5 protein-coding genes are annotated in these 13,376 nt (G+C 60.5%); 1 reads left to right on the plus strand and 4 read right to left on the minus strand.

The genetic code is table 11. The annotated features are described in order from the left end of the window. Nucleotides 1-2: 2 nt before the first annotated feature. From AO268_RS29315 to AO268_RS29330, 4 genes are all read right to left on the minus strand, one after another. Nucleotides 3-4,169, minus strand: a complete 4,167-nt coding sequence (locus AO268_RS29315; RefSeq protein WP_141562856.1) for a hypothetical protein — start codon at nt 4,167-4,169, stop codon at nt 3-5. A 179-nt stretch (nt 4,170-4,348) separates the two neighbouring features. After that, nucleotides 4,349-6,577: a 1,4-alpha-glucan branching protein GlgB gene (gene glgB / locus AO268_RS29320; protein WP_099170683.1), complete on the minus strand. Its 2,229-nt coding sequence runs from the start codon at nt 6,575-6,577 to the stop codon at nt 4,349-4,351. Nucleotides 6,578-6,620: 43 nt separating this feature from the next. After that, nucleotides 6,621-9,935 carry a maltose alpha-D-glucosyltransferase gene (treS, locus tag AO268_RS29325; protein WP_099170684.1) on the minus strand — a complete coding sequence of 1,105 codons (3,315 nt, stop codon included), beginning with the start codon at nt 9,933-9,935 and terminating at the stop codon, nt 6,621-6,623. 155 nt (nt 9,936-10,090) lie between these two features. After that, nucleotides 10,091-12,064, minus strand: a complete 1,974-nt coding sequence (locus AO268_RS29330) for an alpha-1,4-glucan--maltose-1-phosphate maltosyltransferase (RefSeq protein WP_099170685.1) — start codon at nt 12,062-12,064, stop codon at nt 10,091-10,093. Nucleotides 12,065-12,658: 594 nt separating this feature from the next. Here AO268_RS29330 and AO268_RS29335 point away from each other — a divergent pair. Beyond that, a complete protein-coding gene (locus tag AO268_RS29335; RefSeq protein WP_076960996.1) occupies nt 12,659-13,276 on the plus strand; it encodes a hypothetical protein in 618 nt (205 codons plus the stop codon). Nucleotides 13,277-13,376: the final 100 nt, after the last annotated feature.

Below are 13,376 nucleotides of genomic sequence, written 5' to 3' on the forward strand. Positions count from 1 at the left end.
GACTATTGGAACACTTGGGCTTCGCCATCGACGGTTGCACTGATCCAGCGTGGCTCCATGGGATCGCTCCATACCGAACGGGGCGGCGTCCCTCCATCGCTGATCAGGATGCGCCTGCCCGACTGGCTCCACTCCTGCATCCGCGCCTTGAACGCAGCCGGGTAATCGGCTGCCCGGCAGGTGATACCGGCCCAGGGGTCGACGACCCAGGCGTCGTCCCACTCCGGCCCCACAAAGCCTTTGCTGCGCGGTTGCCCCGGCGGCCCGCCGACAATCGCGAAGGTATGGCCCTTGACCTGGGCGATCCGCGCACTGCCGCCACTGGCATTGATCGTATCAACGGCGACCTTGGCCATCTGGTCACAATTGCCGGCACCGGTCTTCAGGACCATTTCGGAATAGTTCGGCGCGCCCGTACGTGTATAAAGCCAACCCACCATTTCCGTCGCCGTCTCGCTGCGCGCGGCCTCACCGGCCAGCCCAGGGACCTGTTGGTTGGCTGAGCGGATGCCCGTGGCCTGGAACTGCTCGTCAACCGCTTTTCTCGCCCCTTGTGCATACACGCGGTTCTGTTGTTCGGCCGACAGTTGGGCAAAGTCAGCCGGCTTCTTGACCGGCGCCAGGCGAATCGGTTTTGCCGCGATCACCACATGCCCGGGGTTGTTGCCCGCCGCGTACACCCCCATCAGGACTTCGCGCTGTTTCTCGGGGGAAAGCCCCTGCAAGACACTGGCAAGATGGGTGATTTCCGCGGGCGACATGGGTTCGTCAGCCACGATTTTCTTGATCAGGCTCTCAAGGCTGGGCAGCACCACCAACGGATTGTCCGGAAGCCCCTGCGCCACGAAACCGTAGACATCCTTGTATTGGTCATACTGCTTGATGAATTGAACATCCAGCGCATCATTGCGGGTCATCCGGTGAAAATCGAGTTGCCCGTTGCCTGTCAGCTCGGCGTAATAGTGAACACCGGTATCCGCTTCGACCACTACGTACTGGTGGCCGCCATGGTTGATCTTGATCCCCCGGATGACACGCTGATCGTTACTCATATCGCTGATCGCATCCATCTTGACCACCACCGTATCCTGGTTGATCGCCCGGGGCACACCGAAATCGTCATAGCCAAAATCCGGCTCGTTGACCAGCGTGCCGCTTGTGCGAGGCTTGTAGGTCACGGGTTCTACACTCGCCATCGGCAGTAGTTCCTGGTTTCCCGCTTCATTGACGCGGTAACGACGGTGCTCGTGGATCACCGTGCGCGGCCCTTTTCCAGGCCCGGCCCCCGGAATCAGTCGCCGATGTTCAAGGGCCTGGGCGTCCTGGAAGACCGACGTTCCTCCTGGCTCGATCTGTTTGGTGTAGCACAGGTCGTTGAGGTCGCGTTTCAAGCGCCGGCCGCCGCCGCCACACGTCAGCACAAACCCTTCAAATAGCCCGCTATCGTCGGGGCCGCCGAGCTTGATCAGGCTCTCGGGTTTTTTCGGGTCATAGCGATAGACATCGTCACCGATTATCACGTCGCTGTGGTTGTGCCTCTGCAGAACCCGGGCCTGGTCACTGGAGATCCCTTCGGGCACCCGCAACGTCTTCCCTTGCCCAATGGGCCTGGGCGTCAGGGGAATTTGTGGGGTAACGTCGTAACGGCCTCGGCCAGGCAGTTTAAGGGCCGCAGACTGTTTGAACTTGCCGAGGCTGGCCTGGAGATTTTTCAGGCCCTCGCCCTGATACTTCAGCACACGACGCCCACTGCTACTCAACACGGGCATCAACGGGTCGAGAGGGTTGAGGTTGCGCGCAACGGAACCTGCGAACTTTTTCACCAACGGTGCAAATTTTGGCAGCAGGGCCCGCACGCCAATCTTGCCTGCCGTGGACACGAGGCGCACTGAGCCTGCGGCAAACTTGCCCGCCGGGCCGGCGAACGTCAGCAGCCCATCGGTGATCAGGTCTTTGATGCCCTGCTTGGTATCACCCTTGATCAGGTTCTCGATGCCACTCCAGAACGGAATAACCATCTGGCCGACGCCTTTGACCCGCTCCCAAAATGCGTCATCGTTTTTATGTGCCGCGCTTTCCCGGGCAGGGTCGGACTCGGCCCATTTTTTCAGCGTGTCCTCATCGACATAAAACAGATCCGTGGTAATGGCCTTGGTGATCGCCACTGAACGTTCGGACGCCAGGGTGTGCGGCACCGCACCTTTAGACGGATTGCCCGCCGCTGGAAAGTGCGCGAGCTGTTGCGGTACCACGATGGAAAAGCTCTTGGGCTTGGGGCCCTTGCCGGCCTTGTAGTCTGCCCACTGTTGCTTGAATTCGACCTTGCTGTCGGGGCGGGTATGGCGCACTACCAACTCTTCAGAAGGCGTACCATCAGCGGTATGGTCAATTGAAATAAAATCCTTGCCATAGTTTTTATCGGTGGGGTTGTAGGACTCCAGGATCGGCTTCAAGTCGTCGCGCCGGCGGGCGATGCCCTTGACCGGGTTCATTTCGTAATAGTTTGTCTCACCCTGGTGTACCGCCTTGAGAATAAACGCCGGACGTGTGATTGCCGCCTTTTTCTCCTCGTCTGTCTCATCGGTGCCGGGTTTTGTCCGCAGGGCATACAGCGTTACGTCACCCCGTTCAATCGCCTCGCGGTCCTTTAGCGGCAACTGGGCCAATTGGTTGTGGATAAGCGTTCCGTAGGCGACCTTGGTGTCGGCCAGGTATTTGTCAAACGCCCCCTGGAACTGTCCTTCATCATAAACAGGGTATTGATAGAGAATGTCCGAGGGGGTGATTTTCTCGCCGCTGGCATGCCTGTACAGCGCAAAAATAGGGCTGATCAGGCTCAGTAATTCGGTACGGGAAGTGCCCTTCTCCATACGCTCGAAATAGTCCTTGCGCATCGGCACATCGGCCATCATCTGCTCGGTTGCCGCGACCACACCGGCACTGTGCTCATCAAATGCAGTGGCCGCCTTATTGATATCCTCCGGCGAATAGCTTTCCTTTTGCGCGAGTACACCTTGTGCCACCGCCCACTCCAAGGTCGCCTGGGTCCGGGTCGACGTTATAAGTGCCCAGTCGTTGTCCGTGGTCGCTTGCTCACTGAGCTTGCCAGGCAGATCGACCAGTTGTTGAAAACCCATGCCCCGCGACGAGCCCGGTTTGATTGTTTCGGCCAGATTGACGCCATGCTGGAAGTTCACCCACACCGCCGAACCCCGGTAAGGCAGGTCCGCCGGCATATCACGCACGGCAAAGTCGACCGGGAACTGGGGTTGCAGAATATAGGCCGCCAGAGACGCCTGATCGCTGGAAAACTGCTTTGAATCGACCAGGTGTTGCCTGAACGCGGACTTTATCGACGGGTAGCTTTGGCCCCAATGGTCACTTGAGGCCAGATTAAAGCCGGCCACCTCCCCGGGTTTACGCGCCTGCAGCGGGTCCAGGCTCAAGGTCAGGGCCTTGAGCAACAGCTTGACCTTGACGCCGGGCGTAATCACGCCATCCAGGGGGAAATCGGCCCCACCCAGGGTTCCTAACAACTGCTGAACCCGTTCATTGGCCTTGGGCGATTTGAGTATCAGTTCCAGCACGGCGGCCGGCGTGCCCTGGGCTTTTTTCAGGGCCTGTGGCGAGAGTTCTTCGGTCAACTGGCTGAGCAAAGGTTTTTTGTACTTGGCCTCTTGCGCGGCGACCCAGGCCTGGATCGCTGGATCATTGCTCTTGCGCAACAAGCCATCCACATCACTGGAAGCATCATCCAGGCCCAGGGCAATTTCGCTGCGGGCGTCTTCCACGGCGTTAATCGCCGCTTGCACCTGCTCCGATGTCTTGGGGTTGGAGGGCACTATCCCGTAAAACGCGAGCATGTTATCCAGCCGATTGGTACCCGGTTGGGTGGAGCCATTGGCGGGTATCAGCGGCGAGTCTTTGTTGAGAAACAAACTTTTATTGACCACGGCATTGGGGGTGTTCAGCGTGTGCAGCACCCGCAGTATTTCATCCAGATCACCGAGTTTTCCCCGCACTTGCGCCTGGTGTGAGGTGGCCGCTGGCGCAGGCGGTTGCACCAACGTCAGGCTGGCATTGCCTTCGGAAGCGGGTGGCGTGTCGGAGCGTTGTAAGGTGGGAGCGGCAGCAGGCAAAAATCGTGTATTCAGGTGGACAGGCGTCATGATTATTCGTCTCTGGCAGTGATACACCGGCCCAGCGACAAAACGATTAGGACTGGGGAACTACGCCTGATCGCTGGTCATTCTTATGTGGCGCACACGTAAGAAAATGTTCCAGACGGATTGGTAACCGCGTTCGTCAGGCCATTGTGGTTAAACCACGATGGCCTAGCCGCCCCCCTTCACGCCTGGCTCAGTATCAGCACCGCCAATGGCGGCAAGTTCAACGCCAGCGACACCGGCTGCCCATGGTGAGGCTCATCCTGGGTGAACACTTCGCCGCCATTGCCGTAGTTGGAGCCGCAATAGGTGCCGGCATCACTATTGATCAGCTCTTTCCAACTGCCGGCAAAGGGCACACCCACCTGGTACGCCTCACGGGGCACCGGAGTGAAGTTGGCCACCACCAGCACCGCCTTGCCGTCCTTGCTCCAGCGCAGCCAGGCATAGACGCTGTTGATCGCATCGTCGCCAATCAACCACTGGAAGCCCTGGGGCGCGGCGTCTTGTTCATGCAGCGCCGGCTCTTGGCGGTACAGGCGGTTAAGGTCGCCCACCAGTTTCTGCACGCCGCGGTGTTCCGGGTATTGCAGCAGGTACCAGTCCAGTTGCTCGTCGTGATTCCACTCGCGCCACTGGCCGAATTCACAGCCCATGAACAATAGTTTTTTGCCGGGATGCATCCACATAAAGCTCAGGTAGGCCCGCAGGTTGGCGAATTTCTGCCAGCGGTCGCCGGGCATCTTGTCGATCAGCGAGTGTTTGCCATGCACCACTTCATCGTGGGAAATCGGCAGCACAAAGCGTTCCGACCAGGCGTACACCAGGCCGAAACTCAGCTCATTGTGATGATGGGCGCGGTACACCGGGTCCTGTTGGATGTAATGCAGCGAATCGTGCATCCAGCCCATGTTCCATTTGTAATTGAAGCCCAGGCCACCCTGCTGCGTCGGCTGGCTGACGCCCGGCCAAGCAGTGGACTCTTCGGCGATCACCAGGGCCCCGGGGGCTTCCAGGGCGACCACGTCATTCAAATGCCGCAGGAAGTCGATGGCTTCGAGGTTCTCGCGCCCACCGTGGCGGTTGGGCACCCACTCGCCGGCCTTGCGTGAATAGTCGCGATACAGCATCGACGCCACCGCATCCACCCGCAGCCCATCGATATGGAAATGCTTGAGCCAGTGCAGCGCCGAGGCCAGCATAAAGCCGTGGACTTCGGTGCGCCCCAGGTTGTAGATCAGCGTGTCCCAATCCTGGTGGAAGCCTTCCAGCGGGTTGCCGTACTCGTACAGCGCGGTGCCGTCAAACTGGGCCAGGCCGTGGGCATCGGTGGGGAAATGCGCCGGCACCCAGTCGAGAATGATGCCGATACCCGCCAGATGGCAGGCATTGACGAAGGCGCCGAACTCATCGGGCGAGCCAAAACGCGCACTGGGCGCGAATTGCGACAGCGGCTGGTAGCCCCAGGAGCCACCGAAGGGGTGCTCCATGATCGGCATCAGCTCGATATGGGTAAAGCCCAGTTGTTGCACATAGGGAATCAGCCGCTCCCCCAGTTCGCGCCAGCTATATTGGCGCGCCACTTCGCCCAACTCATCGAGCTCGCATTGCCAGGAGCCGACGTGCAGTTCATAGATCGACAACGGCGCACTGGCCGCCTGGCGCGCGCCACGGGCCTGCATCCAGGCCTCATCGGCCCAGTCCACCTGTAACGGCGCGGCGACTTTCGACGCGGTGTCAGGTGGCAGTTGCGTGGCCAGGGCCATGGGGTCGGCCTTGAGCGGCAGGATGCCGGCAGCGCCGAGGATTTCGTATTTGTAGGCGGCGCCGGCTTGCAGGCGCGGGATAAAGATCTCCCAGACCCCGGCGGGATGCCGCAGGCGCATCGGGTGGCGGCGCCCGTCCCAGATATTGAAGTCGCCCACCACCGACACCCGCCGCGCATTCGGCGCCCACACCGCAAAGCGCACGCCCTGGATGCCATCGACGCTCATCACCTGGGCCCCCAGGCAACCGCTCAAGTTGCGGTGATTGCCTTCGGCAAACAGGTACAGGTCCATCTCGCCGAGCAACGGGCCGAAACTGTAGGGGTCTTCGGTGATCTGCTCGCCACCGGCCCACTGGATCTGCAACAGGTAGCCCTGGCGCGTGGCGAAATGCCCGATAAACAAGCCCGGCACCGGGGTGGTATCCAGGCTGCCAAGCACTTCGCCGCGGTCCCGGGCCAGCACCTGTACACTCAAGGCCTCCGGCAGGAATGCGCGGATAACCTGGCCGCCCTGCTCATCGTCGTGGGGGCCGAGGATCGCAAAAGGATCTGGATGTTCGGCGCGCACCAGGGCTTCAATGTCCTTGGGCGCAGGCATGACAGCGAACTTCGATTGCAGCGGTTCTTTATGTGTAAAGCTCATGGTTTCTCCCACCTTGAGGTTCGCGCGCTTGGGCTGACCGTCATTAATAACCTTCCAACAACCCGTGCAATCCGCGCAATGGCACCGCCAGCCAGGTCGGACGATTCTCTGCCTCGTAGGCCACTTCGTACGCGGCCTTCTCCAGGCTGAACAACGCCAGTGCCGCCTGCGCGCCCTTGGCATCCTGCCAGTCATGCGCCAGTGTAGACGTAGCCTGTTGATACGCCTGGATAAACGCCTGGCGCGCTTGATTCAGGTAACGCTCCGCCACGCGCTGGCATGCCGCATCGGCGGCGGCCGAGTGCTCCAGGCCTTGGCCTTGCACATTCAGGGCCATGGCGGCGGCATAGTCGAACGAACGCAACACGCCGCTGACGTCTTTGTATGGGCTGTGTTTGCCCCGGCGCTCGTGCAGCGGCCGTGCGGGCTCGCCTTCAAAGTCGATCAGGTAGGCATCGCCCTTGACCACCAGCACTTGGCCCAGGTGCAAATCACCATGCACGCGGATGCGCAAACCGCCTACCGTGGCTTTCGCCAGGGCCTGTACATGGCTGGCAATCGCCTTTTCCTGGGTCAGTAGTTGAGTGACCAGGACCTGGTCGGCCGGGTTCAATTCAGGTTGGTGCTGTTTGAGCAACTGCAGGGCACGCGCGATCTGCGCCCCCACCTGTTTGGCCCAACCCTGGCTGTCCTTGACCGAGGTGACTTGCGGCTGGAAGTCCGGGTTGGCCGTTGGCGCAGCCAGGACGTGGTGCATTTCCCCCAGCCGCTGCCCGAGCAGCCCGGCGAAATCCGCCAGTTCACCCAGGGCGTTGTAGTGCTGCTCCTGCTCGGACATGGCCTCGGCCAGCTCATCGCGGATGGCCCGTTCCAGGTTGTTCTGGGTCCAGCCCCAGGCGTCGCCCTGGTTACTGAGATAGCCCTGGGCAATCATCAACAGAGTGTCCTGGCCCTCGGCATCGCGACGGATCACCGACCCCAGCAGCGGCGAGATATGCCCATAGCCGGCGGCGGTCAGGTAGGCGCCCATTTCCAGTTCCGGGTGAACCCCGGCGCTGACCTTGCGGATCAACTTGAGCACCAGGCTTTCGCCGACCACCACCGAACTGTTGGACTGTTCGGCCGCCAGGTAACGTACTGGCAATTCATCCCCCAGCGGCAGGTCGGCCAGTTGGGGGGTGGCTTGGAAACGGATCTCGCCGTCGCTGCTGCTGAGCACGGTCTGGGCGCGCAGGCCCTCGAGCACCGCACGGATATAGCTGTCGAGGCTGAAGGCATCGGTGATCAAGCCCACCTGGCGTACCCGGCGCACCCGCGCCAGGGCCAGTTGCTGCGCCAAGGCGCCGCTGAACTGGTCTTCGCCCAACAAGCCGAATGGCAGTTGGTAACGGCTGGTCTGCCCGCCACTGGTCACTTCAATCTCACTGAGCAGCACCGGATGCTGGGCATCGCCAAAACGTACGCCATAGGCGATATGCACGCGCTCGATGGCTGAGCCCTTATTGGCAAACCAACGCCGCTTGGGCAGCCAGCTAGGCAACGAGGTCTGCTCCAGGGTGGTGCGGCACGGCGCTTCGAGCAATTCTTCGAGGCGTTTTTTCAACACCAGGGTGGTGAAGTCCGGCAGGCTCTGGGCCGGTTCCACATGCCAGCTGGGCATCTGGTTTTCGGCGGCGAGCACGAACCAGTAGAAGCCATAAGGGGCCAGGGTCAGCAGGAAATTGAGCTGGCCAATGGGGGGGAAGGCGTTGCCGCCGAGCATTTCCACCGGGACCATGCCGGCAAACGCTGACAGGTCCAATTCCGCCGCCTGGGCCGTGCGCGAGACGTTGGCCACGCACAGGATGATTTCAGGCTTGCCGTCGACGCCGGTGTATTCGCGGGTGTAGGCCAGGATCCGGCGATTGCTGGGCGAGAGCATTTTCAGGCTGCCGCGCCCGAAGGCCTTGGACTGCTTGCGGATCGCCAGCATGCGTCGGGTCCAGTTCAGCAGCGAATGCGGGTCCTGGGCCTGGGTTTCGACGTTGACCGACTGGTAGCCGTAAAGCGGGTCCATGATCGGCGGCAGCACCAGGCTGGCCGGGTCGGCGCGGGAAAACCCGCCGTTGCGGTCGATGGACCATTGCATCGGCGTACGCACGCCGTCGCGGTCGCCCAGGTAGATGTTGTCGCCCATGCCGATTTCATCGCCGTAATACAGGGTCGGCGTGCCGGGCATCGACAGCAGCAGGCTGTTGAGCAGCTCGATGCGCCGACGGTCACGCTCCATCAAGGGCGCCAGGCGCCGGCGGATGCCCAGGTTGATGCGCGCGCGGCGGTCGGCGGCGTAGTAGTTCCACAGGTAATCGCGCTCTTTGTCGGTGACCATTTCCAGGGTCAGCTCATCGTGGTTGCGCAGGAAAATCGCCCATTGGCAGTTGGCCGGAATCTCCGGGGTCTGGCGCAGGATATCGGTGATCGGGAAGCGATCCTCCTGGGCCAGGGCCATGTACATGCGCGGCATCAGCGGGAAGTGAAAGGCCATATGGCATTCATCGCCGTCGTCGCCCTTCTGCTCGCCAAAGTACAACTGGGTGTCTTCCGGCCACTGGTTGGCTTCGGCCAGCAGCATGCGGTCGGGGTAGTTGGCGTCGATCTCGGCACGGATCTGCTTGAGCACGTCATGGGTTTCGGGGAGGTTTTCGTTGTGGGTGCCGTCGCGCTCGATCAGGTACGGGATCGCGTCCAGGCGCAGGCCATCGATGCCCATGTCCAGCCAGTAGCGCATCACCGACAACACGGCTTTCATGACTTGCGGGTTGTCGAAGTTGAGGTCTGGCTGGTGGGAATAGAAGCGGTGCCAGAAGTACTGACCGGCGACCGGGTCCCAGGTCCAGTTGGACTTTTCGGTGTCGAGGAAAATGATACGGGTGCCGTCGTATTTCTGGTCGTCGTCGGACCACACGTAGAAGTCCCGGGCGCTGGAGCCGGGCTTGGCCTTGCGCGCCCGCTGGAACCACGGGTGCTGGTCGGAGGTGTGGTTGATCACCAGCTCCGTGATCACCCGCAGGCCGCGCTTGTGCGCCTCGGCGATAAAGCGCTTGGCGTCGGCCAGGGTCCCGTAGTCGCTGTGCACGCCACGGTATTCGGCGATGTCATAGCCGTCGTCGCGGCGTGGCGAGGGGTAGAACGGCAACAGCCAGATGGTGTTCACGCCCAGGTCGGCGATGTAGTCGAGTTTGGCGATCAGCCCGGGGAAATCACCGATGCCGTCGTTGTTGGCGTCGAAATAGGATTTGACGTGAACCTGGTAAATCACCGCGTCCTTGTACCAGAGCGGGTCCTTGATAAAGGTGGCAGCCTTGGGTTTCTTCGCCATTGGAAACTCCTGGATAATTCAAAAAAATTGACAGACAGGACGTGCTCAATGTGGGAGCGGGCTTGCCCGCGATAGCGCTGGATCAGTTGATGGATACGTGACTGAAACACTGCTATCGCGGGCAAGCCCGCTCCCACATTCGATCGCCGCCAGCATCAAGACTGGGTGACGCGCCAGATGCCAAACGGCAGGTGGGGCTCGATGCGCATCCATTGGGTCTTGCCGTACCAGGTCCAGCGATGGCCATTCATCAGGTCTTCGCCCTGGACCTGGGCGTCGTCCGGCAGGCCCATCTCCCACAGCGGCAGCTCGAAATGCGCCTCCTGGGGGTTGAACGGGTCGAGGCTGACGGCGATCAGGATGAAGTTGCTGCCATCCTCGCTGCGCTTGCCGAAGTACAGGATGTTGTCGTTGAACGCGTTGTAGAGCGTCAGCCCCAGGTGTGTCTGCAGCGCCGGGTTTTGCCGGCGGATGCGGTTGAGCTGGGCGATCTCGGCAATGATGTTGCCGGGGGCGCTGAAGTCCCGAGGGCGGATCTCGTACTTTTCCGAGTCCAGGTACTCTTCCTTGCCCGGCACCGGCGCGCTTTCACACAGTTCAAAGCCCGAATACATGCCCCACAGGCCCGAGCCCATGGTGGCCAGCGCCGCGCGGATCAAGAACCCAGGGCGGCCGGACTCATGCAGGAAGCCTGGGTTGATATCCGGGGTATTGACGAAAAAGTTCGGCCGGTAGCATTCACGCCAGGGCGACTGGTTCAGTTGGGTGAAGTACTCGCTGAGTTCGGCCTTGGTGTTGCGCCAGGTGAAATAGGTGTAGCTCTGGGAGTAGCCGACCTTGCCCAGGCGCGCCATCATCGCCGGGGTGGTAAAGGCTTCGGCGAGGAAGATCACCTCGGGGTGCCGGGCCCGTACGTCGCTGATCAGCCACTGCCAAAATGGCAGCGGCTTGGTGTGGGGGTTGTCGACGCGGAAGGTCTTCACGCCCTCCTCGACCCAGCCCAGCACGATATCGCGCAACTCCAGCCACAGGCTGGGGATCGCATCGGCGGCATAGAAATCGACGTTGACGATATCCTGGTATTTTTTCGGCGGGTTCTCCGCGTATTTGATCGTGCCGTCCGGGCGCCAGTTGAACCAGCCGGGGTGCTGCTTGAGCCATGGGTGGTCCTGGGAACACTGGATGGCAAAGTCCAGGGCAATCTCCAGGCCATGCTCGGCGGCAGCCGCCACCAGGCGGCGGAAATCCTCGCGGCTGCCCAGTTGCGAATGGATTGCATCGTGGCCGCCCTCCTCGCTGCCAATCGCATAGGGGCTGCCGGGATCGTCGGGGCCGGCGCTCAGTGCGTTGTTCCTGCCCTTGCGGTGGCTGCGGCCGATGGGGTGGATCGGCGGGAAGTACAGCACGTCAAAGCCCATGTCGTGGATCATCGCCAGGCGCCCATGCACGTCATTGAAGGTGCCGTGGCGCGCCGGATCGTCGGTGATCGAGCGTGGGAACAGCTCGTACCAACTGGCAAACAGCGCCTGGGGGCGTTCCACATCCAGTGGATACACCGGGCTGATACTCAGGTAGGGGCGCAAATCGGCCTCGGCCATCAGCTGTGCACTGTGTTCGTGCAGAAACAACGCGACCTGCTCGGTTTCCAGCAGCCCGGACAATTGTTGATGCAATTGCTGCAAGTGCTCCTGCAGCTCACCTTCACTGCGTTCAGCGGCTTGCAAGACCTGCTGGCGACCTTCCTGCAGCTCCAGGCTGACGGGAACCCCGGCGGTGTGTTTCTTGCCCAGTTCGTAGCAGAAACTGGCGAAATGGTCGATCCACGCCTCGATGCAATATTGGTGCGGGCCCTGCAGGGTGACGTCGAAAGTGCCTTCCCAGGTGTTGTTGCCCTTGTCTGCCATGACTTCGCGCTGCCAGTTGTCGTCACTCAACGACCGCCAGCGAATCAACACGGCCAACTGGTCATGCCCGTCAGCGAATACCTTGCTGGTAACGTGGATGGCTTGCCCTTGCACGGCCTTGACCGCGAATGCGCCGGCATCAATCACCGGCATCGTGTCTTCAATGGCGATCCTGGGCAGCAACAGTGCCTGGGACAGCGGTAATGCGGATATTTCAGCCGTCATCGAGCATCTCCCCTTACGCCCCATGGACGCTCTTGTGCTTGATTGCTGCAGGCGGGCTCTTGCTGAGCCGGCCACATAAGGTCCGAGCCCGGTGGCCGGCGCAAAGTTCAGATGGATGTGCCGCCACTGGGCGGGAATCAATCGGCCATGGCGGTTGTCCACCGATTGAGCAAAGCACAAACGAGGCCACCGCGATGAATATCCCGATTCCCGCCCAAACCCCAGACCCGAATATTGATCACCCCACCTTGCCACAGACCGAGCCAGAGCCGATCCCTGAGCAGGAGCCTCCGGAAAGCGTGCCACCGGCAAAGGAAGAACCACCGACGACTCTGCCGCCGGTTATCGTATAGGAGCCCGAAGCTAAGGCTTGTCCAGTCGCTTCACTGCTGAATACCACTGGCGCCAGTACGGTGCTCAGTACCGCGGTGTGTCCACTCCTCTGGCACAGAATCCTCCAACACCTTAAGGAGAACATTCCCACCAACAGGGTAGACAAGGATTAACGTTTGCTTTGCCTCGGTGCTCTAGGCTGATTTCACACATACCTGCAACTTCATATCCGTAGTAGGTGCTACACCTAAAGGACTGACCATGTCGATCATCAGTAACCAACCCAGAGCCCCTCATCCAATCCACACAACTGAGCCCCCATCCGACGCCCAGAGCGCAGGGCGGGACCGAGGGCCAGACGGTACTTCACCCACGCGCACCGCGATAAGTGAATTTATACGCGAGAAAAGTCTCAGAGAACTGCACGCCTTTATAACACCCGAGAATGTCATTGAGTTACTGCGTAACCCCAGCTCTAAAAAGAACGCTGAAGTCTTGAAGAAGATTAATGATCTATTGACTGCGCAGAGTATCAACTCATTGCTACGGGGCCCCTATGCCAAAGAAAATGGCAAAATCCTCACAGAATTAGCCTCTCTATTTACAGACAAAATCAATAACGATCTTCTCACTATTGGGGAGGAAGTGCTCAAGAGGATGAAGGATGAAAACGAAGAAAGAAGATACAACATGTATTACCAACTGATCTCTGTCGGCACTGACGGTGACAATGGCGTCCTGAATCTCATAACCGAATGGCAGCATACGATGGACAGTCTGCAGCGAGGTTTCCAGCAAAGTGATAAGACAGCAGGCATCTTTTTAGAAGTCGGCTCTCGCTTGAGCAAGAGCAGAATCAGTAAGAACGCCGACGGTTGAAGGCCAGCACCGGTGATTCGGTGATTTGATTGACCTGGATCAGCATGCCCCCAGCGCTGTTGATCCAGGCACGAGCCCCACGGCTTGCGGGGTGCTGCAC

The organism is Pseudomonas sp. ICMP 8385, assembly GCF_002699915.1.
GTDB lineage: Bacteria > Pseudomonadota > Gammaproteobacteria > Pseudomonadales > Pseudomonadaceae > Aquipseudomonas > Aquipseudomonas gessardii.